Source organism: Dactylosporangium sp. NPDC000555 (assembly GCF_040300025.1).
Classification (GTDB): Bacteria; Actinomycetota; Actinomycetes; order Mycobacteriales; family Micromonosporaceae; genus Dactylosporangium.
Genome location: NZ_JBEPDB010000001.1, coordinates 347,137 through 371,629, shown reverse-complemented (window position 1 = coordinate 371,629; position 24,493 = coordinate 347,137). Strand labels below are relative to the sequence as shown.

Below are 24,493 nucleotides of genomic sequence, written 5' to 3'. Positions count from 1 at the left end.
GAGCGCCTTACATTTTTCAGCGGTCGACCTGCGTGAAGTCCCAGAACTGCGGCTTGCGCGCGACCAGGTGCGACGGCGGCTCGGTAAAACCCTCGGGCGTGCTGCCCCGCCACTTGGACACGACGACGAGCCGCTGGTCCGTCGAGGCGTACACCTCGCTGCTCATGTGCATCGGGTGCACCTCGACCTTGGGCAGCATCGCCTCACAGACCCAGGACAGCAGTTCATCGAACGCCTCCGGGTGCGCCCTGACCTCCCACATGCGCACGATCACGGCGCTGGACTCTACTCCCACACCCATCCCCTCAATGACCATGGTGGACACCCCCGGTTACGGATCACGCCCCGCGCGGGGACGCCGACACCCGGCTCCATTGTCGCGAAGGCCACCGCGCGCCGCCGGGTTTACGGCCCGCGATCTCGGTGACAGCGGCTCGGAGGGGAAGAAGCGCTCACATAGCTCGATCGCGGTGTCGATGGTGGGTTCGCAAGCGTGCGTAGGTCGTCCTCGTCACGGCTGCGGGCCCGACGGGCGCACACGACCCCAGCCCGCCCTGGGGTGTGAGTCGGCACGACCCGGCCCGCGCGGCCTCGAAGCTTTGCGTCGCCCCGGTCCTACGCCGTGACGAGCGTGATCGGCATGGCCGAATCGGAGGGCAACCCCAGCGACCCGGGCGCCGCGCCCGCGGCCACCAGATGCGACCCGAGCGCCGCCACCATGGCGCCGTTGTCGGTGCACAGCTTCGGGCGTGGCACTCGCAGCGTGATGCCGTATTTGTCGCAGCGCTCCTGGGCCATCGACCGGATCCGCGAGTTGGCCGCCACGCCACCGCCGATCACGAGCGTCTCCACGCCGTGCTCCCGGCACGCGTCCACGGCCTTCGCGGTGAGCACGTCACACACCGCCTCCTGGAAGCTCGCCGCCACGTCGTTGACCGGCACCGCCTCGCCGGCCCGCTGACGCGCCTCGACCCATCGCGCGACGGCCGTCTTCAGCCCCGAGAACGAGAAGTCGAACCGGTGCTCGGCGAGGTCGCGCGGCGCCGTGAGCCCGCGCGGGAACGGGATCGCCACGTGCCCTTCGCGCGCCGCCCGGTCGATCGGCGGCCCGCCCGGGAACGGCAGCCCCAGCACCCGAGCCACCTTGTCGAACGCCTCGCCGGCCGCGTCGTCGATGGTCGCGCCCAGCGGTGTCACCCCGCCGGCCAGGTCGTCGACCCGCAGCAGCGAGGAGTGCCCACCCGAGACCAGCAGCGCGATCGCCGGCTCCGGCAGGGCCCCGTGCTCGAGCGTGTCGACGGCGACGTGGGCGGCGAGGTGGTTGACGCCGTAGATCGGCTTGCCCGCGGCCAGCGCATACGCCTTCGCGGCGGCCACCCCGACCAGCAGCGCGCCCGCCAGCCCCGGCCCGGCCGTGACCGCGATGGCGTCCACGTCGGACAGTGTCACGCCCGCCTTGTCCAGCGCTCGCTGCATCGTCGGGACCATCGCCTCGAAGTGCGCCCGGCTGGCCACCTCGGGCACCACGCCCCCGAACCGCGCGTGCTCGTCCACGCTCGACGCGATCTCGTCCGCGAGCAGGGTGTGCCCGCGGACGATCCCGACGCCGGTCTCGTCGCACGAGGTCTCGATCCCGAGAACCAGCGGCTCAGTCTTCGTGCTCACGCATCATCACCAGTGCATCCGTGTTGCTGGGCTGGTAGTAGCCGCGGCGGATGCCGACGGCCTCGAACCCGTACCGCGCATAGAGTTTCTGCGCCGGCGCGTTGTCGACGGCGACCTCGAGCAGCACCTGCCGGACCCCGCGCCGCGCCGCCTCGTCGAGCAGGGCCTCCAGCAGCAGCCGGCCGATCCCGCGTCGCTGCGCGTCCTTGCGCACGCCGATGTTCTGTATCCATGCCTCGTCCGGCGGCGCCACGGCGAGCCCGGCATATCCGACGATCCGCCCCGCCCCCGCATCGCCGCCGAGGCCACCGGAGACACCGGTGCCCTCCGGAGCACGGTGCGCGCCGCCCGTGTCGCCGTCTGAGCCACCTGAGGCACTCGGGGCACTCGCGTCGTCGGCCAAGACGCCCAAGGCACGGCGCGCGCCGACCGCGTCGTGATCCGAACCGCCCGGCTCGACGGCTGAGACCCCCCGCTCACCGAGCGCGGCGGCCGGGGTGCGGTCCGCGCCGGCGAAGGCCGATGCGGCCGGCGTCGAAACGGCTGAGGTCGAAACGGCGGGAGTCGCGGCCGCGTCCAGGGCGACCAGGTAGTGATGCCCGTTGGCCAGCTCGTTCCAGAACATGCCGGCCGACCAGCGCTCCTCGCCGAACAGCTCGTCCTCGATCGGCAGCAGCTCCTGGATGTGGAACCACCGCAGCTCGGCCAGCGTCACCGCGGTCACTGCAGGGCCGGTTTCCGCTCGCCGGGCAGGACGGCGTCGGGACGGCGCAGGTAGAGCGGGGTCAGTGTCTCGCCCGGCGCCTTGGCCCGCACACGCTCGGCAGCCAGCTCGGCCAGCGCGAGCGCGGACGGATAGCGCGGCCCCTCGACGGGGAGGCCGAGCACGTCGGCATACTTCTCGGCGCCGTCTCCCGCGGCCCGCTCGATCCCGTCGAGCGCGACGGCCACGGGCCGGGCCACGTCCGGCCCGGCGAGCCGGTGGCCGTCCTGGTAGACCGCCCAGTAGATCTCCTTGCGGCGCGCGTCGGTCGCCACCAGAGCCTGGCCGGGCAGCCGCACGCCGATCGCGTCGAGGGTGCACACCCCGTAAACCGGCACGGAGAGCGCGTGGGCCATCGCCGTGGCCGTGACCAGCCCGGCACGCAGCCCGGTGAACGGCCCGGGCCCGAGGCCCGCGACGACCGCCGCCAGGGCGCCAGCCGCCACACCGCCCTCGGCCAGCACGGCGGCGATCTGCGGCGCCAGCAGCTCCCCGGCGCCGCGGGCGTCGACGGTCACCCGCTCTGCGAGCAGGGTCACCTCGTCGTCGCCGACCCGCGCGAGCGCCGCGGTCACCGCCGCCGTCGCCGTGTCCACCACCATCACCAGCACGGCCCCAACTCTAGAGGAGAGGTCCGACACTTCTTCGGCGTGACCCTCGACCTTGCGACGTCACAGGCACGATCAGTTAACGCGACCGCAACGAGCGGCTCTTAGCATCGGCCGCTATCGACGCCGGGAGTATCGCAGTGACCGAACCGATCCTGGTCGTGGACATCGGGTCGTGGGCCCTGTCCGCCGCCGTCGTCCTGCCCGATCAGCTGCACCCCGTCCGCGAGCCGGTCACCGGCGCTCCACGCTGGCCGGGCAGCGCTGCCCTCGCCACCGGCGCAAGCCACCCGCGCCTGCTCGTCGGGGCGGCCGCGGAGCGGGCCCGCGACCAGCATCCGCGACAGTACGTCGACGGCGCGCGCCGCGCGGTCGACGCCAACGCTCCGATCTGGCTCGGCGACCAGCTCGTCAGCGGCGTGGAGCTGGTCGGCAGCGCGCTGAAGGCGATCGCCGACGAGGCGCGCCGCGGCTACGGGCCGATCGGCCGGCTGGTGCTGAGCGCGCCCACGGCATACCGCATCCATGACCCCCGCCGCGAGGCCCTTGTCGCCGCCGCGAACATGGCCGGCTTCCCCGACGCGGAGCTCGTCTGCGACGCGACGGCTGCGGTGCTCGACCCGATGGCGCTGGCCGAGGTCGCCGAGGGCGGCCACGTGCTCGTGTGCGACCTGGGCGCGACGTGGTCCGCCACGCTGGCGCAGGTGCGCCACGGCCAGCCGGTACCGCTGAGTCAGGAAAGCTCCGGCAGCGGCCGCGACATCGACGTGATGCTCGCCGCGGACCTGCGGGCCACGCTCGCCGAGTGGGTGGAGCCGGCGTTCGCGGCCGGCGGCGACACGAGCGTCCGCGCCAACCTGCACGCCCTGGACATCGTCCGCCGGCTCAAGCACCGGCTGGCCGACACGCCCGAGGCCGCGGACGAGGTGGAGGCGGGCGTCCCCGCGTACCAGATGGATCGCCGGATGCTCGACCAGCTCACGGAGCCGGCGACGCGCTGGCTGATCGCGAGCTGCCGGGCGGTCGTCGCGCGGGCCGGGCTCGTGCCGGCCGACGTGACCGCCGTGCTCCTGGTCGGCGGCGCGGCCCGGCTGCCCGGCGTCGGCCCGGCGCTGCACAGTGGCCTCGGCCGTCCGGTCACCCGCCCCACCGACCCCGAGCTCGCCGTCATGCGCGGCGCCGCCGCCTGGGCCCGCGGCCACCAGTCCCGAGCTGTGCCCGCCGACCCGCCGTCGTGGCGGGTCGAGCCGCTGTCGTGGACGATCCCGGGCGGCCGTGGCCGGCTGGTGCGGTGGCTGGTCAAGGAGGGCGAGGGGTACCGCCAAGGCACCCGGCTGGCCCAGGTCCGCACCGTCGACGACAGGGTGTACGACCTGACCGGCGACCGCGCCGAGGGCATCCTGCTCAAGCAGTGTGTCGCCGTCGATGGCGTGGTCGTCTCCGGCGCCGTCGCCGCGCACGTGCGCCTGGAGCCGGCCGGCCCCGAGCGCTTCCAGCTGGCCAAGCGCCACCACCTACGCGTGGCCGGCGACTGGCTGCTCACGCCCGACCGCCGGACGCTGGTCGAGTGCGCGCGCACCGGCGAATACGTCAAGGTTCGCGCCATCGACAGCGGTGCCCTGGTCACCGAGTTGCGTCCCGGCCGCGGCGCCGGCCGCCCCCGGCACGCGCAGGTCGCCCTCGGCCCGGGCCACCAGCTCGCGCTCGTCACCTGGGACGCCGACGGGCACTTCGCCGTGTGGGACGTGCTCTCGGGCCGCGTCACGGCCAGCTTCTCGGACGCTCACAAGCCGGATGCCGTACTGCTCAATGAATCCGAATGGCGCCTCGTCAGCACCGGCGAGGGCGCGGCGAGCGTCGGCCGCTACCGCCGCGACGTGGCGACCGTCTGGGACCTGGCCACGGGCGCCCGCCTCGACCGCATCGTGGGCGAGGATCTTCCGAAGCGCTTCACCGGGTACACCGGGACGAGCCGCGCGGACGCCTTCGCCGCGGAGATGGACAGCCCGGATGGCCGTCTGCGCGCGGCGGCGCTGGACGGCACGCTGTCGGTGCGCGACCTGGAGACGGAGGCGGAGGTGTTCCGCGCCGACCTGGCCCCGGGCCGCCGGGTGAGCACCGCGTTCTGCCACGCCGGCCGCCACCTGCTGGCCCGCGCCACAGACGACGAGGGCACCTGGGTCGACGTCTGGGAAGTCCTCCAACCCGCTTGACAGTCATGTCTGCGGGGGCAGGACTGACGCGATGAGCCGATGCATCCCTGACGATGGATTGTCGTCCGGGACACAGGTGCTGTTCTGCTGATGGAACCGATCGAGTGCGGCGGCGCGGCGCGCGGCGTCGCGCTTTTGCGGCATGTAGACCGTTCCGTCGATCCCCTTGTCGGCGGACCCGTCATGCTCGCGGCGCACGCGACGGGCTTGTTCGTTGTCAAGGAATCGGCGGTAGTCCCGAAAATGCAGCACCAGCCACAGCTCGAAGCAGGGGTTCGACACCGCAAGGTTGATCCCGTTGCGCTGGGCGAGATCGCGCGCCTCGACGAGTGCCGGGTGATGTTTGGGCCACTCAACGTCGTACACGCACCAGATCTCGTCGATCTCGCTCTGCTCCCGCCTCGCCCTCTCGCGGATCTCGAGCGCACGGCGTACCAGAGTGAGGGGGACCGCACCACTGGCAGAGCCCTCGATACGAATATCCACGGCCGCGACGTCATGGATCTCTCGATCGCGCCGAAGCGCGTCCAGGTATTCGGGCTCGGTGCGCCGCCCTTCGCAAAGGATCACGAGCGTCTTGCGCGGCTGCCGTTCGCCGACCTTGCGACGCAGCGACGCCGGCGGTTGCCTGCCACGTGTCATCAGGCAACCGGCCCGAGCGCCCGGCGCAGCCGCTGCTGGTCGAACTCGGGAACACCGCCGAACCGGCCCTGGAGATATGCCCGTTCCAGGTTCAATGAGCGGCGTACCTTGTCGCCGCCGAACTCGGCCAGCGCGGTCAACGTCGTCGCTCCCGAAGGCCCCTTCTCGGTCAGCCAGACCTCGTCCCGGTTGAGGTGGTTGAGCAAGCTTGTGTCGTGGGTCGTGAAGACCAGTTGGGCCGCCGCCGGGTTCGTCGCAGGATCTTGGAAGAGTTCGATCAGCTTGGCCGACAGCCGCGGATGAAGGCTGGCGTCGATCTCGTCGAACAGTAGAACCTGGCCGGTGCTCAGCGCATTCAGGACCGGGCCGATGAGTTCGAACCAAGCCAGCGTGCCGTCGGACTCGTCACGCGAGTCGAAGGCCACGAACTGTTCGCCGACCTGATGGACGAGCCGGACCCGCAGCTGCGTCGCGGCCTTGCCGTCCCGGTTCACGACCGGCTTGCCCGCCGCGTCGACGAACTGATGCTCCGTGACGTCGATGTCGTTGATACCGAGATCCGCAAAGCGCAGTAGCTCGAGCGCTGCCTCCGCCGCCAATCCATCGGGCAGCGGCAGCCCCGCCGCCGACGCCAGCAGCCGCGCCGTGGAGCGGGACGACCTGCGGCGACCGACGCCGAGCGTCCCGATGCCCGCGAGCGCGCGGGCGAACGGACGCACCTCCGGCTCGTCGAATCGCATAGCCGCCGACAACGCCAGGGTCGTCGGCGTCAGCAACTCGCGGATGCCGGAGAGCCGGCCGAGCCCTCGGCGCAGCGAGAGGTTCAGGTCCTCACGTTCGAAGAGCGACCGCGGCTGCCGCTTCGGGTAGCTGTGGAGTGCCTCGTAGAGCACGCGAGTGTCGTCAAGCTCGATCTGGTACGAATACCGCACGCCATCGACCACCATGTCGATCTCGAAGCGCGTCGGCCGGTCGGGGCCGTCGCCGAACTTGAACGGCTCCCGCGGCACGGCGTCGCCCCATGATCGCAGCGACCGGTCGACCGCCTCGGCGAGCCAGGCTAGGGCGGCGAGCAGGTTGGACTTGCCGGACGCGTTCGCACCGTACACACCGGCGACCGTCAGGACATGCTCGTTGAGACGCTCGAACGCCCGAGCCGCGGGTCGATCCTCGTCGACCGCGATCATCGAGAACTCGATCGGCTCGCCGATAGAGCGGTGATTGGCCACTTGAAAACGCAACAGCACGGCGTCGACCCTCGCAGCAAGATGCACGTCCAGGCCACTCTACGTCAATTTTCGACGAAAAGTGTCGTGGGCGTGCTACAGCACCGCAAGTGCCGGCAAGACCGGCGAACGTGCCGGTGGGTCAGGCGGTCAGGGCGGCCGCGCGGGAGGGCCAGTCGCCGCCGCGCGGGATCAGGGCCACCACCCGCGAGTCGTCGTCGCGGCGGTCGAGGCGGACCTCCAGGTGCTCGTCGCTGAGCTGCTCGACCAGGCCCTCGCCCCACTCCACGAGCGTGACCGAGTCCTCCAGCGTCGCGTCGAGGTCCAGGGCGTCGACCTCGCCGATCGGGTCCTTGACGTCGCCCAGGCGATAGGCGTCGACGTGGACGAGCGGCAGCGTCCCGCCGCGCGACTCGTCGGGGCGGTGCACCCGCGCGATCACGAACGTCGGGGAGGTGACGTCGCCGCGCACGCGCAGGCCCGCGCCAACCCCCTGGGCCAGTGCGGTCTTGCCCGCGCCGAGCGGGCCGGTCAGGACGACCAGGTCGCCCGCCCGCAGTACCGCCGCCAGGGCCTTGCCGAAATCCCTCGTCTGCTCGACGGTCGACAGGATTCTCGTCACTCCAGCACCTTCGTCAAGAACATGTCCATCGCGTCGTTGACCTCGTCGGCGTGCTCGAGCATGACGACGTGGCCGCCGTCGGCGACCACCACCAGCTCCGCCTCGGGCAGCACCGACGTTATCTCGTACGTGTGCGCCAGCGGCGTCAGCAGGTCCTTGTCGCCGCAGACCAGCAGGACCGGCACCGTGCGCAGCGGGCCCAGAACGAGCAGCCGGGCGTGAGTGTAGAGGGTGCGCAGGTATCGCGCGATCACCTCGGTCGACGTGGTCGAGTTCATCTTCTCGACGTACGACACCAGGGCCGGACTGGGACGCGCCGTGCCGAACCCGTAGCGCCGGGTCAGCAGCCAGGCCAGGTCGGTCGAGGCGCGGCGGGCCCGGTCGATGACGGCCGAGCTGATCGGGCCGGCGAAGCCGACGACCGGCAGCAGCGGGCGGCGGAACCGGGCCACGATGTCGGGGAAGCCGAAGTTGACCTGGTCGAGCTTGCCGGCGGAGGTGGAGATCAGCACGGCCGCGGCCACTCGGGACTCGAACAGCTCGGGCACCTGCTCGGCGAGCGCCATGATGGTCATGCCGCCCATGGAGTGGCCGACGAGCACCACCGGGCCGGTCGGCGTGGTGGCCTGCAGCACCGCGCGCAGGCCGGCGCCGAGGGAGTCCAGGGTGTACTCCCCCTTGGTGAGCCGTCCCGAGCGGCCGTGGCCGGGCTGGTCGTAGAAGACCATCCGGTGCTTGCCCTGAAGGTACCTGCGCTGGAAGTGAAACGTGCCCATGTCCAGGCAGAAGCCGTGCACGAAGACCAGGGTGGGGCCGTCGTCTCCGGGCGGGCCGTCGACGACCTCGACGTAGAGATCGAGGCCGTCGTCGGTGGTGACGGTGAGCTGCTCGTCGCTGTCCCAGACGCCGAACTCCTCGTCGGCGTAGGGGTCGTCGGCGTTCTTGGAGCGGCGGACAATGTACCGCTCGGCGGCGACCCCGGCGGCCACGCCGGCCGCCGCGAGACCCACGACCGCGCCGATGATGCCGGCCGTTCGCTTGCGGTTGCCGCTCTTGACCACCTCGGTACCCATGCGCAAAGACTAAACGTTCGTTACCTAGGAGTTAAGATCGCTACCGATTCGCGCAGCTGGGAGGCCACGTCGGCGGAGGTCACCGGGCCGCCCTCGGCGGCGAGGCGGCCGGCCAGGCCGTGCGCGTACGCCGCGGCGAGGGCCGCGTGCTCGGCCTGCACACCCCCGGCGAGCAGCGAGCCCAGCAGCCCGGACAGGACGTCGCCGGTGCCGCCGGTGGCCAGGGCCGCGGTGCCGGTCGGGTTGACGAAGACCCGGCCGTCGGGCGTGGCGATGATCGTGCGGTCGCCCTTGAGCAGCACGACCGCGCCGATCCGAGCGGCGAGGCCGGTCGCGGCGGCGACCCGGTCGTCGCCCGGAGCACCCCCGGCGAGGCGCTGGAACTCCCCGTCGTGCGGCGTCACCACGGTGGGCGCGTCGCGCTCCCGCAGCCGGTCGGCCAACCGGGCGTCGGCGAGCAGGGTCAGCGCGTCGGCGTCGAGCACCACCGGCACCGGCGTACCCAGCACGGCACGCAACTCGCCGTAGGCGCGCTCGTCGGTGCCGAGGCCGCTGCCGCACACCCACGCCTGCACCCGGCCCGCGTCGGCGACCCGCTCATTGGCGATCACGGGCGGGTGGTGCAGGCGCACCGCCTCGGCCGCGGCGCCGGCGTAGCGGACGAGGCCCGCGGGGCCGGCGAGGGCACCACCGACGGAGAGCACGGCGGCCCCCGGGTACTTCGCGGAGCCGGTGGCGAGGCCGACGACGCCGCGGGAGTACTTGTTGTCGTTCGCCCGTGGATGCGGCCACCAGGCGGCGATGTCGGCGGCGTCGGGCACGTAGAGGGCGGGGTCGCCGTCGAGGTGCCCGCCGAGGCCGATGTCGACGAGCTCCACGATCCCGCTGTGTACCGCACCGGCGCCGACCACCAGCCCCGGCTTGAGCACGCCGAAGGTGACGGTGATGTCGGCGTGGATCGCCATGCCCGTCACCGCGCCGGTGTCGGCGTCGACGCCGGACGGCACGTCGACGGCGATGACGGGAGCGTCGTGCAGGATGTCGGAGATCTCGGCGACCCGGGCCGCGGCCGGCTCGCGCAGCCCGCCGCGCCCGCCGATGCCGAGGATGCCGTCGACCACGAGGTCGACGCGGCCCCGCGGCCGATCGACGGTCACGCCCCCGGCGTCGCGCAGCGCGGCCAGCCCCCCGTGGTGGGCCCGCTCCGGGTCGAGCAGCATGACCGCCACGTGTGCGCCGCGGCGGGCGAGCCGGGCGCCGGCGTAGAGGGCGTCGCCGCCGTTGTTGCCGGGGCCGACGAGCAGCAGGACGCGGCTGCCGTACACCCGGGGCAGGGTGTCGGCGCAGCGCCGCGCCAGACCCGCGGCGGCGCGCTGCATGAGCGCGCCGTCGGGCAGGGTGCTCATCAGGGATTCTTCGGCGGCGCGTACCTGCGCGACCCGCCACGCGGCCCTCATTGGGCGCTCCCGAGGTTGGCCGGCGTCTGTTCCGCCACCACCATGGCCGAGGCGATCCCACCGTCGTGCGACAGCGACAGGTGCCAGCGGGAGATCCCGCGCTCGGCGGCGGCCTCGGCGACGGTCCCGGAGACGGTCAGCCACGGCCGGCCGTCCGGATCGGTGACGATCTCGCAGTCGTGCCAGTGCAGTCCGCCGGGCGCGCCGAGCGCCTTCGCGACCGCCTCCTTCGCCGCGAAGCGGGCCGCGAGCGACTCCGCCGAGCGGGGGTTTCCCGATGGGGTGACCCGCTCGGCGGAGGTGAACAGCCGCTCGGTGAGCAGCGGCGTGCGTTCCAGCGCCTGGCCGAACCGCTCGACCAGCACGACGTCGATGCCGACAGACACGATCACAGGGACAACCCTGTCACATGTGCACTACTCGACGGTGACGGACTTGGCCAGGTTTCGCGGCTGATCCACGTCGTGGCCGCGGGCCGAGGCGATCTCGCAGGCCAGGACCTGCAGCGGGACCGTGGTGACCAGGGGCGCCAGCAGGGTCGGGGTGACCGGGACGTAGAAGAGGTGATCGGCGTAGGGTGCCACGGCCTCGTCACCCTGCTCGGCGATCACGATCGTGCGCGCGCCACGGGCCCGGACCTCCTGGATGTTGGAGACGACCTTGTCGTGCAGCACCCCGCGACCGCGCGGCGAGGGCACCACGCACACCACCGGGGTGCCGTGGTCGATCAGCGCGATCGGCCCGTGCTTGAGCTCGCCCGCGGCGAACCCCTCGGCGTGCATGTAGGCGAGCTCCTTGAGCTTCAGGGCGCCTTCCAGGGCCACCGGGTAGCTGACGTGCCGGCCGATGAACAGCACGCTCTTGGCGTCGGCCAGCTCGCGGGCCAGCTTGCGGATCGGCTCCATCATCGACAGCACCTGCTCGACCTTGGCCGGCATCTCCTGCAGCTGGGCGACGACGGCGGCGACCTCGTCGGCGTACTTCACCCCGCGCACCTGCGCGAGGTGCAGCCCGACGAGGTAGCAGGCGACGAGCTGGGTGAGGAACGCCTTGGTCGAGGCGACCGCGATCTCCGGGCCGGCGTGCGTGTAGAGCACCGCGTCGGACTCGCGCGGGATGGTGGATCCGTTGGTGTTGCAGATCGCGAGGACCCGGGCCTTCTGCTCCTTCGCGTGGCGCAGCGCCATCAGGGTGTCCATCGTCTCGCCGGACTGCGAGATCGCCACGACGAGCGTGGATCGGTCCAGCACCGGGTCGCGGTAGCGGAACTCGCTGGCCAGCTCGACCTCGCACGGGATGCGGGTCCAGTGCTCGATGGCGTACTTGGCCACCATGCCCGCGTGGTAGGTGGTGCCGCAGGCCACGATGAAGACCTTGTCGACGTCGCGGAGGTCCTGGTCACTGAGGCGGACCTCGTCGAGCATGAGGTCGCCTTGCTCGTTGAGCCGGCCCAGCAGCGTCTCGGCGACGGCGTGGGGCTGCTCGGCGATCTCCTTGAGCATGAAGTAGTCGTAGCCGCCCTTCTCGGCGGCGGAGGCGTCCCAGTCGATGTGGAACGGCTTGCCCTCGGCGGCCTGACCGAGGAAGTCGGTGATGACGATCTCGTCGCCGCTGATCAGCACGACCTGGTCCTGGCCGAGCTCGACCGCCTCGCGGGTGTGCTCGATGAACGCGGACACGTCGCTGGCCAGGTAGTTCTCGCCGTCGCCGCGGCCGACCACGAGCGGGGAGTTGCGCCGGGCGCCGACCACCACGCCGGGGGCCTCCACGTCGACGGCGAGGAGCGTGAACGCGCCCTCCAGCCGGCGGCACACCGCGCGCATCGCCTCGGCGAGCCGCTCGCCGGGCGTGTCGCCGGCGGCGCCCTGAGCACCCTCCGCCAGCGCGAGCGCGAGCAGGTGCGCCGCGCACTCGGAGTCGGTGTCGCTGGCGAACTCGATGCCGGCGGACTCGAGCTCGGTACGCAGCTTGGCGAAGTTCTCGATGATGCCGTTGTGGATCACCGCGACCCGGCCGTCGTAGGAGCGGTGCGGGTGAGCGTTTCGGTCGGTCGGGCCGCCGTGGGTGGCCCAGCGGGTGTGGCCGATGCCGGTGGTGCCGACGCCGATCGCGTGCCCGCTCTCCTCGGTCAGCAGCTCGGACACGGCCTTCTCGAGGTTGGCGAGCTTGCCGGCGCGCTTGGCGGTGAGCAGCTCGCCGTTGACGATCGCGACGCCGGCGGAGTCGTAGCCGCGATACTCCAGCCGCCGCAGCCCGTCCAGCACGATGTTCAAGGCCGGCCGGGCGCCGGCGTACCCCACGATTCCGCACATGCCGGTACCGTAGCAGAAATGCGCGCATAGCCCTTGCGTGAAACAGTCACATACGCGCATGGGCCATGCACGCAAACGGGCGGTCGTCAGGCGAGGGATGAGAGGATCTGTGCCCCGCCGTCCACGACGATGGTCTGCCCGGTCATCCAGCGTGACGCCGCACCGGCCAGGAAGGTGATGACGTCGGCGATGTCCTCCGGCTCGCCGATGCGCCTGAGCGGCAGCCTGCCGCTGAGATACTCCTCGTGGTCCTCCCACAGCCCGCGCGCGAGCTGCGTGCGCACGATGCCGGGCGCGACCGCGTTGACCCGCACCGACGGTGCCAGCTCGGCGCCCATCTGCCGGGTGAGATGGATGACGGCGGCCTTGGTGGCGTTGTAGTAGCCGATGCCCGGCTCGGTGAGCATGCCGCCGAGCGAGGCGACGTTGACGATGGCCCCGCCGCGCGCGGACATCGACGCCTTCCACACCAGCTGGCTCCACAGGACCACGCCGAACTGGTTGAGCCGGACGGTCTTCTCCGCGCGGACCGGGTCGATGTCCATCAGCGGCCCGAAGTACGGGTTGGTGCCGGCGTTGTTGACCAGGACGTCGATCGCCCCGAAGCGCCGTACGGCGGCGTCGACGACCTCGGCGGCCTGGTCGGGCTCGGCCGCGTGCGCGGCATGGGTGAGCACGCCGACGTCCGGGAAGCGGGCGGAGATCTCCGCCGCGACCTCGTTCAGCGCGTCGATCTTGCGAGAGGTCAGCACGACGTTGCAGCCCTCGGCGGCGAAGGCCACGGCGCTCGCTTTGCCGATGCCGCGGGAGGCGCCGGTGACGATGACGGTGCGGGCATTGGTCATGCGCGCACGCTACTACCCGGTAGACACGGTCCTCACGATGTGCGCGATCCGCTCGGCGGCATCCCGAGCGACCTCCTGCGTCCCGGCCTCCACCATCACCCGGACCAGCTGCTCGGTGCCCGACGGACGCAGCAGCACCCGGCCGGCGCCGCCCAGCTCGGCCTCGACCTGCTTGGCCGCATCGAGCACCTGCGGCGAGCGGGCGGCAGCGGTCCGGTCGAGCACGGGCACATTGATCATCACCTGCGGCAGCCGCCGCACGACCGCGGCCAGCTCCTTGAGGCTCTTGCCGGTCTGCTCCATGCGGCCCATGAGGTGCAGCGCGGTGAGCACGCCGTCGCCCGTGGTCGCGAACTCCGGCATCACGATGTGCCCGCTCTGCTCCCCGCCGAGCGCGAGGCCCTTGGCGCGCAGCTCCTCCAGCACGTACCGGTCGCCGACCCGGGTCTCCAGCAGCCGGATGCCGGCCTCGGCCATGGCGAGCTTCAGGCCCAGGTTGCTCATGACGGTCGCGACGAGCGTGTCCTGCGTCAGCGCGCCCGCGTCGCGCATCGACAGCGCCAGGATCGCCATGATCTGGTCGCCGTCGATCTCGGTGCCGTCCGCGGCGACCGCGATGCAGCGATCGGCGTCGCCGTCGTGGGCGATGCCCAGGTCAGCGCCGTGCTCCACGACGGCCGCACGCAGCTGGGCGATGTGGTTGGAGCCGCAGTCGTCGTTGATGTTGAGGCCGTCGGGGTCCGCGTTGATCGCGATGACCGAGGCGCCGGCCCGGCGATAGGCCTCCGGCGCGGCCGAAGAGGCGGCCCCGTTGGCGCAGTCCACGACGACCTTGAGCTCGGCGAGCGGGCCGGGCAGCGACGTGAGCAGGTGCCGCACGTAGCGGTCCTCGCCCTCGGCGTAGTCGGTGACCCGGCCGACCCCGGCCCCGGTCGGGCGGCGGTGGGTGCCGCTGTCCATGAGGCGCTCGATCTCGTCCTCGACCTCGTCGGGCAGCTTGTGCCCGCCGGCGGCGAAGAGCTTGATCCCGTTGTCGGGCATCGGGTTGTGCGACGCCGAGAGCATCACCCCGATGTCGGCGTCGAGCACGCCGGTGAGATAGGCGACGGCCGGCGTCGGCAGTACGCCCACCCGCACCACGTTGGCGCCGGCGCTGGTGAGGCCGGCCACGACGGCCGCCTCCAGCATCTCGCCGCTCGCCCGCGGGTCGCGGCCGACGACGGCGACCGGGGCGTGGGAGTGGTCATGTTCGAACAGCGCCTGGGCGGCGGCGATGGCGACCGCCATCGCGAGCTCGGGAGTGAGGTCGGCGTTGGCCCGCCCACGCACTCCGTCAGTGCCGAAGAGTCGCCCCATCGCGGTACCTCCCTGGTCGAACCCCACCCGTGCGTTCCCCACTTGGCATGACCGCCCACGCGACACGAAACGGCCGGGCGCACACCTCCAGGGTGGCACCCGGCCGACGGGCTTCGTTAGCGCTTCGAGTACTGCGGGGCCTTGCGGGCCTTCTTCAGGCCGTACTTCTTCCGCTCGGTGGCGCGCGCGTCCCGGGTCAGGAAGCCGGCCTTCTTGAGCGCCGCGCGGTCGTCCGCGTCGTTCTCGACGAGGGCCCGCGCGATCGCGAGCCGCAGCGCACCGGCCTGGCCGGTGGTGCCGCCGCCGCGCAGGTTGGCGAAGACGTCGAACGTCTCGGCCTTCTCGGCGATGACCAGCGGCTCGCGAACCGACTGCTGGTGCACCTTGCTCGGGAAGTAGTTGTCCAGCTCGCGCCCGTTGAGCAGGAACTTGCCGGTGCCGGGGACCAGGCGGACCCGGACGATGGCCTCCTTGCGGCGGCCCACGGTCTGGATCGGCTGGCCGGCGCGGCGCGACCGGGTCGGCGCGGTGGCGGTAGCGGTGGCGGTGGGCGCCTCGACGGTCGCGACAGCGGCCGGCGTCGGGGCGGCGATGGTCTCGTCGGTCACGCTCTGTCCTTCGTCCGCGCTCACTGCGCGATCTGCTTGATCTCGAACGGCTGGGGCAGCTGGGCCGCGTGCGGGTGCTCGGCGCCCGCGTAGACCTTCAGCTTGCGAATCTGGCGCGCGCCCAGGCGGTTGTGCGGGAGCATGCCCTTGACGGCCAGCTCGATCGCCCGCTCGGGGTGCTTCGTCAGCAGCTCGTCGTAGCCGACCGCCTTGAGACCACCCGGGTAACCCGAGTGGCGGTAGGCGACCTTCGACTGCCGCTTGTTGCCGGTCAGCGCCACCTTGCCGGCGTTGATCACGATGACGAAGTCGCCGGTGTCCACGTGCGGGGCGAACGTCGGCTTGTGCTTGCCGCGCAGCAGCGTCGCAGCGTGCGTGGCCAGGCGGCCGAGCACCACATCGGTGGCGTCGATGACGTGCCACACGCGCTCGATCTCACCCGGCTTCGGGCTGTACGTACCCACAGGTCTACCTTGTCTTCCACGTCGTCGGTCCGGGGTGCGCTCTCGATGGCGGCGTCGAACCGGTCGGCCTCGGCGCACGACCATCCAGCGTACCCGAACAATGGGGACGCCTTGTCATCGCACAACAGCAGTCCACGATACTCGGCGTCCCCATCGACACAAAATCGGGTGCCGCCTCAGACCGCCGCGAGCCGCCCGGGCGACTTGCGCAGATAGACGAACCAGGTGACCACGAAACACAGGGCGTAGAAGCCGATGAAGGCGACGTACGCACCGTCACCCGTCTTGTACTCCAGGAACGACTGCCGGAACGCGAGGTTGACGAGGACACCGCCGAGCGCGCCGACCGCCCCGGCCACGCCGATGAGCGCGGTCGCCAGGCGCCTGGCCTCCCGCTCGCCGTCGGGGTACTTCGCCTTGAAGATCGCCGGGATCATCTTGTACGTCGATCCGTTGCCGATGCCGCTGAAGAGGAAGAGCAGCACGAACCCGGTCACGAACAGCGGCAGCGAGTGCTGGCGGGAGGCCAGCAGCACGGTGCCGGCGCCGGCGGCCATGGCCACGAAGTTCCAGAAGGTGATCAGGGCGCCGCCGAAGCGGTCGGCCAGCATGCCGCCGACCGGGCGGATCAGCGAGCCGAGCAGCGGGCCGAGAAAGGTCAGGGAGGCCGCCTGCACGGGGGTGGAGAAGTCCGCCTTGAACTGCACCTGCAGGACCTGCCCGAAGGCGAAGCCGAAGCCGATGAAGGAGCCGAAGGTCCCGATGTACAGCAGGGACATGATCCAGGCGTGGCGGTCCTTGATGACGTCCCGCATGGCCCGCTTGTCGTTGGAGGCGTGTGTCAGGTTGTCCATGTGGATCGCGGCGAGCAGCGCGGCGATCACGATCAGTGGCAGGTAGATCAGCACGATGAGGCGGGGGTGCGCGGCGCCGGCCGTCGCGAGCACCAGCAGGCCGACGAGCTGCACGGCAGCCACGCCGATGTTCCCGCCGCCCGCGTTGACGCCCAGCGCCCAGCCCTTGAGCCGCTGCGGGTAGAAGGCGTTGATGTTCGCCATCGACGAGGCGAAGTTGCCGCCGCCGACGCCGGCCACCGAGGCCGCGATGAGCAGTGTGGTGAACGAGACGCCGGGCGAGAGAATGATCCCGGCGAAGACGGCCGGCACCAGCAGCATGAGGGCGCTGAAGATCGTCCAGTTGCGCCCGCCGAAGGTGGCCACCGCGAAGGTGTACGGCAGGCGCAGCGCGGCACCGACGAGCGTGGGGGCGCTGGTGAGCAGGAACTTCTGCGCGGGGTCGAGCCCGTATTCGGGACCCAGGAAGAGCACGAAGACCGACCACAGGCTCCAGATCGAGAAGCCGATGTGCTCGGAGAGGATCGAGACGATGAGGTTGCGCCGGGCAACCTTGGCCCCGGTCCGCGCCCAGAACTCGGGGTCCTCCGGGCGCCATTCGTCGAGCCACCGGCCGCGGCGCGGCTCGGGCTGAGGCTGCGGTTTTTCCACGGCGAGGGTCATGACCGTGAATCTTATGGATGCCCGGTTTCCGCTCGTCGCGTCGAAGTTGTCGGCGCCGAAACGTTTGCCACACGGCGGCGGACCGGCGTTTGTGAGATCCGCCGCCGGGAGAAGATCCTGATCAGGCCTTCTTGAACGTCCAGGTGCCGGTGTCGGCGCCGCCCTGCGGCGGGGAGAGCTTGAGCGTGTCGCCGCCGCACTCGTACCGGCTCTTCTTGAGCACCGGCTGCGCGTCGACGGCACCGCCGGTGTCCGCGGTGCCGCTCCCGGTGAACTCGGTGATCGCCATCTTGTCGGCGACGCGGACCGAGGCGGGGGCGGTGAGGTCCACGGTCACCGTGAGGGTGCCGAAGTCGACCGTGCCGGTGGGCTCGAGCGTGCCGGTCGCCGCCGACGGGGTCTTGATCGAGCCGTTGACCTTGCCGCCGTAGGCGAAGCTGCCCTTCACATCGTTGCCGGACACGGAGAAGGTGAAGGCCACCGGCTGCATCGGGCCGAAGTCGACCTGCGTCTTGCCGCCGGCGCCGATCGTCAGCAGGGCGCCGCCGCCACCCGTGAAGGTGCCGTTCACCGAGCCGCTGAGCTTGCCGGTGAGCGCGTCCGCCTTCCAGGTGCCGACGAGGCACGACGCCGCGGTGCCCTGCCCGCCACCACCGGTGGCGCCACCACCGGTGGCGCCGGCGCTGCTGCCGTCGCCCGCGCCGGCGGACACGCCCGCGCCGGCCGAAGCGCCCGCGGAGGCGCTGCCGGAGGCTCCGGCCGAGGTGGCCGCCCCGGGGTTGACCTTGTCGCCGCTGCATCCGGTGAGCCCGATGCCGAACACCGCAACGGCCGCGATCGCGGCCTTGCCGGTCGTGCGCATCTGCGTCCTCCTCGCTGCTACATAGGGGTCGATGGTTTGTTACCCCGCCGTGAACCGTCGCCACCCTACCGTGCGAAGATCTGGCACATCCGGCGCCCAACATCCGGGACAGCATCGACCGTGATCGACGGAAATTCCACCACGGGCCGGTAACGGCCTGCTCAAGACGCGTGTGAGCCGCTCTTAGCAGGCGTGAAACATTCGGGACTTTGGCGCGAAACCGCCCCCCGGCAGCCTTTGGCCATGTCCGAAGCGCGGCTTACCGGGGGGCACGCATGAGTGACTCAAGGCCTTCGATGAGGGTCGTCGTCGTCGGTCACGGCATGGTCGGGCACCGCTTCGTCGAGGCGCTGCAGTCCCGCGACACCGGGCGGCGCTGGCACGTCACCGTGCTGGCCGAGGAGGGCCGTGCCGCCTACGACCGGGTGCGCCTTTCCGCGTACTTCGACGGCGTCTCCGCCGAGGAACTGACCTATGCGGTGCCCGACGGGATCGACCTGCGACTCGGCGAGCCGGCCGTGTCGGTCGACCGCGAGGCGCGCCGGGTCCGCACCGCCGCCGGGGAGTACGAGTACGACGTGCTGGTCCTGGCCACCGGCTCGTCGGCGTTCGTGCCCCCGATCAGCGGCGTCGACCAGGACGGGGTCTTCGTCTACCGCACCCTCGACGATCTCGAGGCGATCCGGGACCACGCCAAGGGCAGAGAGGTCGGCGCGGTCATCGGCGGCGGCCTGCTCGGCCTGGAGGCGGCCAACGCGCTGCGCCTGCTGGGCCTGCGCACGCACGTGATCGAGTTCGCGCCGCGGCTGATGCCCGTGCAGGTGGACGAGGCCGGCGGCGCCGTCCTGCGCCGCCACGTGGAGGACCTCGGAGTGCGCGTGCACGTCGGTGCCGGCACCACCGCGATCCGCCGGACGGCCCCGGGCGGGCGGCTCGGCCTGACCCTGTCCGACGGCGCGCACGTCCCGGCCGACATCGTGGTGGTGGCCGCGGGCATCCGGCCGCGCGACGAGCTGGCCCGCTCGATGGGGCTGGCGACGGGGGCGCGCGGCGGGGTGGTCGTCGACGACGGGTGCCGGACCGAGGACCCGGCGATCTACGCGATCGGCGAGTGCGCCGAGATCGGCGGGCGCTGCTATGGCCTCGTCGCGCCGGGCTACGCCATGGCGGAGGTGGTGGCCGACCGGCTCGTCGGCGGGGCCGCCGAGTTTCCCGGCGCGGACACGTCCACGAAGCTCAAGCTCCTCGGCGTCGACGTGGCGAGCTTCGGCGTTGGGCCCGAGAAGACGACGCCGGACGACGGCCTGCTCGACATCGTGTATCTCGACCCGGCCAACGGCCGCTACGCCAAGCTGGTGCTCTCCGACGACGCCCAGACCCTGCTCGGCGGCATCCTGGTCGGCGACGCGAGCGCCTACCCGACGCTGCGGGCGAGCGTCGGCGGCCCGCTGCCCGGCCACCCGCTGACCCTGCTGGCCGGCGACGCGCCCAGCGACGTCGCCCTGCCGGCCGAGGCGCAGGTCTGCAGCTGCAACGCGGTCACCCAGGGCCAGGTGGTCGCCGCGATCGCGGACGGCTGCGCCGACGTCGGCGCGCTCAAGGAGTGCACCCGGGCCGGCACGAGCTGCGGCTCGTGCGTGCCACTGCTCAAGCAGATCCTCAAGCAACAGGGCGTGGCCACGAGCAAGGCGCTGTGCGAGCACTTCGACTACTCCCGCGCCGAGCTGTTCGACATCGTCCGCATCCGCGAGATCCGCACGTTCTCGCAGCTCATCGCCGAGCACGGCCGGGGCCGCGGCTGCGACGTCTGCAAGCCGACGGTCGCCTCGATCCTGGCGTCGCTGCACAACGACTACGTCCTGGACGGCGAGCAGGCCTCGCTGCAGGACACCAACGACCACTTCCTGGCCAACATCCAGCGCAACGGCACCTACTCGGTGGTCCCCCGCATCCCCGGCGGCGAGATCACGCCGGAGAAGCTGATCGTGATCGGCGAGGTCGCCCGGGACTTCAACCTCTACACGAAGATCACCGGCGGGCAGCGCATCGACCTGTTCGGCGCGCGCGTCGAAGAGCTGCCGGCGATCTGGAGCCGGCTGGTCGCGGCCGGGTTCGAGTCCGGCCACGCCTACGGCAAGGCGCTGCGCACCGTGAAGTCCTGCGTCGGGTCGACCTGGTGCCGGTACGGCATGCAGGACTCGGTCGGGCTCGCGATCGAGCTCGAGCTGCGGTACCGCGGCCTCCGCGCGCCCCACAAGATCAAGTCGGCGGTGTCCGGCTGCGCCCGCGAATGCGCCGAGGCCCGGAGCAAGGACTTCGGCATCATCGCCACAGAGAACGGCTGGAATCTCTACGTCGGCGGCAACGGCGGCTTCCGCCCGCGCCACGCCGACCTGCTGGCCGCGGACCTCTCCACCGAGGAGCTCATCCGCGTCGTCGACCGGTTCCTGGTGTTCTACATCCGCACCGCCGACCGGCTCCAGCGCACCGCGGCCTGGATCGAGGGCATGGAGGGCGGCCTGGACTACCTGCGCGCGGTGGTCGTCGAGGACTCCCTCGGCATCGCCGCCGAACTCGACGCCATGATGGCGCACCACGTCTCCTCCTACATCGACGAGTGGCGCGCGACGGTCGAGGACCGGGAGCGGCTGGCGCGGTTCGTGTCGTTCGTGAACGCGCCGGGCACCCCGGACCCGACGATCTCCTTCGTATCCGAACGTGGACAGCCCGTACCTGTAGTGCTAGGAGCGCGCCCATGAAGTGGACCGCCATCTGCCCGTTCCTGCGCCTGGAGCCGGAACGCGGCGTGGCCGCGCTGATCGACGGGGTACAGGTGGCGCTCTTCCGGACCTTCGACGGCAGCCTGCACGCGATCGGCAACCTCGACCCGCTCAGCGGCGCAGCGGTGCTCTCGCGTGGCATCGTGGGCAGCCGCGGCGACGCACCGGTCGTCGCGTCGCCGATGCACAAACAGGTGTACTCCCTGACCACCGGGGAGTGCCTGGACGAGCCGGGCGTGCGCGTGCCGGTCTACCCGGTCCGCGTCAGCGACGGCATGGTCGAGGTCGCCGTGGTACGGATGGCGGCCGTCACGGGTGGAGAGCCGACGTGAGCGCGGGCAGCACCCTGGAGGCGCGCCCGGCGTCGGGCGAGGACCTTCCCCTGGCCGGCTTCACGGTGGCGGTGACCGCCGACCGCCGCCGCGACGAGCTCGGCGCCCTGCTGGAGCGGCGGGGCGCCCGCGTCGTGCTCGCCCCGGCCCTGCGCATCGTCCCGGTCGCCGACGACACCGAGCTCAAGGCGGCCACGGTGTCCTGCGTCGAAATGGCGCCGGACATCGTCATCGCCACCACCGGCATCGGCCTGCGCGGCTGGATCGAGGCCGCCGAGGGCTGGGGCCTCGGCGAGGCGCTGCGGGCGCGGCTCGGCCAGGCCTACCTGATCGCGAGGGGCCCCAAGGCCAAGGGCGCGGTCCGAGCGGCCGGCATGATCGAGTCCTGGTCCCCGGACGCCGAGGGCTGCGACGAGGTCCTGGACCACCTGCTGTCCGCCGCCCTGCCGGGCGGGATCGCGGGCCGGCGGATCGCCGTGCAGATGCACGGCGAACCGCATCCCGAGTTCACGTCCTCGCTACGCGACGCCGGCGCGATCGTCGTGGAGATTCCCGTGTACCGCTGGGCTCCGCCGGTCGACCCCGCACCCCTGCGCCGCCTCGTGGACCTGATCTGCTCGCGCCTCGTCGACTCGGTGACGTTCACCTCCGCGCCCGCGGTCGGCTCGCTGCTGCGGGTCGCCGCGTCGGAGGCCCCGGACGTGCTCGAAGCGCTGCGCACCGACGTCCTGGCCGCGTGCGTCGGCCCGGTCACCGCGGCCCCGCTGCAACGCCTCGGCGTGCCGGTCACGGCGCCCGCGCGGGCCCGGCTCGGTGCGCTCGTGCGCATCCTCGTCGACGAGCTGCCGAAGCGCTCCCCCACCCTGCACGTCGCGGGCGCGGCCGTCACCCTGCGCGGCCACGCCGCGATCATCGACGGCACGCTCAAGCCGCTGGCCCCCGGCCCCATGGCCGTCCTGCGCGCCCTGGCGGCCTCGCCCGGCCGCGTGCTGTCGCGCGCGGCCCTGCTGCGAGAGCTACCGAGGGGTGCGGACGAGCACGCCGTGGAGATGGCGGTGGCCCGGCTGCGGGCGGCGCTGGGCGGCCCGACGTTCGTGCAGACGGTCGTGAAGCGGGGCTACCGACTGCGGGTCGACTGATCGCCGGCTTCGACGGCTACTGCAGGTAGTGCTCGACCTCGTCGATCGAGTGCGCCTCGACCTCGTCCGGCGAGAGGCCCTGCTGCCGCGCCGCGCGCCGGCGGCGCAGCAGGTCCCAGAGCTGGTCGAGCTGCTCCTCGATCCCGCGCAGCCGGTCGTGCTCCTCCTGCTCGGTGATCTTGCCCGCCTGCAGCTGGGTGCGCAGCTTGTGCTCCTCGTCGACAAGGGTCGAGATCTGGTGGATCAACGTCTTCTCATCCATGGGTTGCATCATCCACCACACGGCGGGCGGCGGCCGCCCCTCAGCGCCCTCACCCGTCAGCCGCGCCCCTCCCACACCGGCTCGGGCACCTCCACCACCTCGCCGTCGGCGCGGAACAGCACGTATCGGTCGAACGAGCGGCTGAACCACCGGTCGTGCGTCACCGCGACCACGGTCCCGTCGAAGCGCCGCAGCCCCTCCTCCAGGGCCTCGGCGCTGGCCAGGTCGAGGTTGTCGGTCGGCTCGTCGAGCAGGAGCAGCGTCGCGCCGGACAGTTCCAGCAGCAGGACCAGGAACCGGGCCTGCTGGCCGCCGGACAGCGTGCCGAAGCGCTGGTCGGCCTGGCCCGCCAGCTCGTACCGCGACAGCGCCGGCATCGCCTGCGGGCGGGGCAGCCCGTCGCGCCAGTCGTCGCCGCGCCAGAGAATCTCGGCGAGGGTGCGGTCCACGAGCTCGGGGCGGTCGTGCGTCTGGGAGAAGTGCCCGGGCCGGACCCGCGCGCCGAGGCGCACCTGCCCGCCGTGGGCCACCGGGGCGAGCTCCGTACCGATCCCGGAGCCGATCTGCGGGCCGTCGGGGTCGGTGCCGCCGCGGGCCAGCAGCCGCAGGAAGTGCGACTTGCCGGTGCCGTTGCCGCCCAGGACCGCGACGCGGTCGCCGTACCAGACCTCCAGGTCGAACGGGTAGGTCAGGCCGTCGAGCTCGAGCTGCTCGCACATGATCGCGCGCTTGGCCGTGCGGCCGCCGGACAGGCGCATCTGGATGTCCTGCTCCTTCGGGGGCGCCGGCGGCGGGCCGGCCTCCTCGAACTTGCGCAGCCGGGTCTGCGCCGCCTGCAGGCGGGAGGCGAGCCCGTCGTTGTAGGCGGCCTTCGCGCGGTACATCTGGACCAGGTTTTTGATCTTCTCGTGCTCCTCGTCCCAGCGCCGGCGCAGCTCGTCCAGCCGCTCGTGCCGCGCGCTGCGGGCCTCGTGCCAGGAGGCGAAGCCGCCGGGATGCACCCACGCGGAGCCGCCCTCGACCGCCACCACGCGGTCGGCCGACTGGGCCAGCAGCTCCCGGTCGTGGGAGACGTACAGGACGCTCTTGGGCGACTCGCGCAGCCGCTCCTCCAGCCAGCGCTTGCCGGGCACGTCGAGGAAGTTGTCGGGCTCGTCGAGCAGGAGCACCTCGTCCTCGCCCCGCAGCAACAACTCGAGCGCGAAGCGTTTCTGCTGACCGCCGGAGAGGGTGCGCACCGGCCGGTCCCGGGTGTCGTCCCAGGTCAGCGCGAGCGCGGCGACGCTGGCGGTGTCGAAGAGCACCTCGGCGTCGTACCCACCGGCCTCGCCCCACGCCGCGAGAGCGTTGGCGTAGCGCAGTTGGGCCTTCTCCGCGGCGGCCCCGGTGGCCTCGTGCACGGCGCGCTCGGCGGCGGCCAGCCGCCGCCCCACCTCGCCCAGTCGCGGCGGCGCGAGCTGCAGCGCCAGGTCGTACAGCGTGCGATCGTCGCCGATCATGCCGATGAACTGGCGCATCACGCCGAGCCCGCCGGAGCGCGCGACCGAGCCCGCAGACACCGGCAGGTCGCCGGCGACCATCTTCAGCAGGGTCGTCTTGCCGGCGCCGTTCGGCCCGACGAGCGCCACCTTCGCGCCCTCGCCGACCCGGAACGACACCTCGGAGAAGAGCTCACGGCCGTCCGGCAGCGTGTGCCCGACCCCAGCGACGTCCACATATCCCACGCTGAAGAGCTTCAGCGGCAGCG

22 protein-coding genes and 2 pseudogenes are annotated in these 24,493 nt (G+C 72.1%); 4 read left to right on the top strand and 20 right to left on the bottom strand.

Features of this window, described 5'->3' with window-relative positions; genetic code table 11:
- Positions 1-16: 16 nt before the first annotated feature.
- The 5 genes and pseudogenes from ABT297_RS01915 to tsaB form a co-directional block, all read right to left on the bottom strand.
- Positions 17-274 carry a hypothetical protein gene (locus ABT297_RS01915; protein ID WP_350543576.1) on the bottom strand — a complete coding sequence of 86 codons (258 nt, stop codon included), beginning with the start codon at positions 272-274 and terminating at the stop codon, positions 17-19.
- Positions 275-615: 341 nt separating this feature from the next.
- Positions 616-1,665 carry a tRNA (adenosine(37)-N6)-threonylcarbamoyltransferase complex transferase subunit TsaD gene (gene tsaD, locus ABT297_RS01910; protein ID WP_350543492.1) on the bottom strand — a complete coding sequence of 350 codons (1,050 nt, stop codon included), beginning with the start codon at positions 1,663-1,665 and terminating at the stop codon, positions 616-618.
- Positions 1,649-1,948, bottom strand: a pseudogene (rimI, locus tag ABT297_RS01905) (ribosomal protein S18-alanine N-acetyltransferase); the annotation flags it as partial. The gene tsaD and the pseudogene rimI, both read right to left, overlap by 17 nt.
- 291 nt (positions 1,949-2,239) lie before the next feature.
- Positions 2,240-2,374: pseudogene (locus ABT297_RS01900) on the bottom strand (ribosomal protein S18-alanine N-acetyltransferase); the annotation flags it as partial.
- Between the two features lie 11 nt (positions 2,375-2,385).
- A complete protein-coding gene (gene tsaB, locus ABT297_RS01895; protein WP_350543490.1) occupies positions 2,386-3,039 on the bottom strand; it encodes a tRNA (adenosine(37)-N6)-threonylcarbamoyltransferase complex dimerization subunit type 1 TsaB in 654 nt (217 codons plus the stop codon).
- Positions 3,040-3,176: 137 nt separating this feature from the next.
- Between tsaB and ABT297_RS01890 the strand changes: the two genes are divergently transcribed.
- A complete protein-coding gene (locus ABT297_RS01890) occupies positions 3,177-5,249 on the top strand; it encodes an Hsp70 family protein (protein ID WP_350543488.1) in 2,073 nt (690 codons plus the stop codon).
- Between the two features lie 3 nt (positions 5,250-5,252).
- On the opposite strand, the gene ABT297_RS01885 is transcribed toward ABT297_RS01890, so the two are convergent.
- The 13 genes from ABT297_RS01885 to ABT297_RS01825 form a co-directional block, all read right to left on the bottom strand.
- On the bottom strand, positions 5,253-5,891 hold the full coding sequence (locus ABT297_RS01885) for an RloB family protein (RefSeq protein WP_350543486.1): 639 nt from the start codon (positions 5,889-5,891) through the stop codon (positions 5,253-5,255).
- Positions 5,891-7,078: an AAA family ATPase gene (locus ABT297_RS01880; RefSeq protein WP_350543574.1), complete on the bottom strand. Its 1,188-nt coding sequence runs from the start codon at positions 7,076-7,078 to the stop codon at positions 5,891-5,893. Before ABT297_RS01880 ends, ABT297_RS01885 begins: the two co-directional genes overlap by 1 nt.
- Positions 7,079-7,259: 181 nt before the next feature.
- Positions 7,260-7,739 carry a tRNA (adenosine(37)-N6)-threonylcarbamoyltransferase complex ATPase subunit type 1 TsaE gene (tsaE, locus tag ABT297_RS01875; protein WP_350543484.1) on the bottom strand — a complete coding sequence of 160 codons (480 nt, stop codon included), beginning with the start codon at positions 7,737-7,739 and terminating at the stop codon, positions 7,260-7,262.
- Positions 7,736-8,812: an alpha/beta fold hydrolase gene (locus ABT297_RS01870; RefSeq protein WP_350543482.1), complete on the bottom strand. Its 1,077-nt coding sequence runs from the start codon at positions 8,810-8,812 to the stop codon at positions 7,736-7,738. The genes tsaE and ABT297_RS01870 overlap by 4 nt, the downstream gene beginning before the upstream one ends.
- A gap of 20 nt (positions 8,813-8,832) precedes the next feature.
- Positions 8,833-10,269, bottom strand: a complete 1,437-nt coding sequence (locus tag ABT297_RS01865; protein ID WP_350543480.1) for an NAD(P)H-hydrate dehydratase — start codon at positions 10,267-10,269, stop codon at positions 8,833-8,835.
- Positions 10,266-10,661 (bottom strand): holo-ACP synthase, encoded by a 396-nt coding sequence (locus ABT297_RS01860; RefSeq protein ID WP_350543478.1) that lies wholly within the window; start codon positions 10,659-10,661, stop codon positions 10,266-10,268. The genes ABT297_RS01865 and ABT297_RS01860 overlap by 4 nt, the downstream gene beginning before the upstream one ends.
- Before the next feature lie 24 nt (positions 10,662-10,685).
- A complete protein-coding gene (gene glmS, locus ABT297_RS01855; RefSeq protein ID WP_350543476.1) occupies positions 10,686-12,581 on the bottom strand; it encodes a glutamine--fructose-6-phosphate transaminase (isomerizing) in 1,896 nt (631 codons plus the stop codon).
- Positions 12,582-12,667: 86 nt separating this feature from the next.
- A complete protein-coding gene (locus tag ABT297_RS01850) occupies positions 12,668-13,426 on the bottom strand; it encodes an SDR family oxidoreductase (protein WP_350543474.1) in 759 nt (252 codons plus the stop codon).
- Positions 13,427-13,438: 12 nt separating this feature from the next.
- A complete protein-coding gene (gene glmM / locus ABT297_RS01845; protein WP_350543472.1) occupies positions 13,439-14,782 on the bottom strand; it encodes a phosphoglucosamine mutase in 1,344 nt (447 codons plus the stop codon).
- 116 nt (positions 14,783-14,898) lie between these two features.
- Positions 14,899-15,390 carry a 30S ribosomal protein S9 gene (rpsI, locus tag ABT297_RS01840; protein WP_350543470.1) on the bottom strand — a complete coding sequence of 164 codons (492 nt, stop codon included), beginning with the start codon at positions 15,388-15,390 and terminating at the stop codon, positions 14,899-14,901.
- A 20-nt stretch (positions 15,391-15,410) separates the two neighbouring features.
- Positions 15,411-15,854 carry a 50S ribosomal protein L13 gene (rplM, locus tag ABT297_RS01835; protein WP_350543468.1) on the bottom strand — a complete coding sequence of 148 codons (444 nt, stop codon included), beginning with the start codon at positions 15,852-15,854 and terminating at the stop codon, positions 15,411-15,413.
- A 176-nt stretch (positions 15,855-16,030) separates the two neighbouring features.
- On the bottom strand, positions 16,031-17,371 hold the full coding sequence (locus ABT297_RS01830; protein ID WP_350543466.1) for a nitrate/nitrite transporter: 1,341 nt from the start codon (positions 17,369-17,371) through the stop codon (positions 16,031-16,033).
- 121 nt (positions 17,372-17,492) lie between these two features.
- Positions 17,493-18,233 (bottom strand): hypothetical protein, encoded by a 741-nt coding sequence (locus ABT297_RS01825; protein ID WP_350543464.1) that lies wholly within the window; start codon positions 18,231-18,233, stop codon positions 17,493-17,495.
- A gap of 296 nt (positions 18,234-18,529) precedes the next feature.
- Here ABT297_RS01825 and nirB point away from each other — a divergent pair, with 296 nt between their 5' ends.
- From nirB to ABT297_RS01810, 3 genes are read left to right on the top strand one after another with little or no spacing between them, the layout of a single operon-like run.
- Positions 18,530-20,992 (top strand): nitrite reductase large subunit NirB, encoded by a 2,463-nt coding sequence (gene nirB, locus ABT297_RS01820; RefSeq protein WP_350543462.1) that lies wholly within the window; start codon positions 18,530-18,532, stop codon positions 20,990-20,992.
- Positions 20,989-21,345, top strand: coding sequence for a nitrite reductase small subunit NirD (gene nirD, locus ABT297_RS01815; RefSeq protein ID WP_350543460.1), 357 nt, complete (start codon positions 20,989-20,991; stop codon positions 21,343-21,345). Before nirB ends, nirD begins: the two co-directional genes overlap by 4 nt.
- The gene (locus ABT297_RS01810; protein ID WP_350543458.1) at positions 21,342-22,484 is read left to right on the top strand and encodes a uroporphyrinogen-III synthase; all 1,143 of its coding nucleotides are present in this window, start codon (positions 21,342-21,344) and stop codon (positions 22,482-22,484) included. Before nirD ends, ABT297_RS01810 begins: the two co-directional genes overlap by 4 nt.
- A gap of 16 nt (positions 22,485-22,500) precedes the next feature.
- Here the strand turns inward: ABT297_RS01810 and ABT297_RS01805 are convergent, their stop codons facing one another.
- Together ABT297_RS01805 and ABT297_RS01800 are read right to left on the bottom strand one after the other, a co-directional pair.
- Positions 22,501-22,746, bottom strand: coding sequence for a DUF2630 family protein (locus ABT297_RS01805; RefSeq protein ID WP_350543456.1), 246 nt, complete (start codon positions 22,744-22,746; stop codon positions 22,501-22,503).
- Positions 22,747-22,802: 56 nt separating this feature from the next.
- A complete protein-coding gene (locus ABT297_RS01800; protein ID WP_350543454.1) occupies positions 22,803-24,470 on the bottom strand; it encodes an ABC-F family ATP-binding cassette domain-containing protein in 1,668 nt (555 codons plus the stop codon).
- Positions 24,471-24,493: the final 23 nt, after the last annotated feature.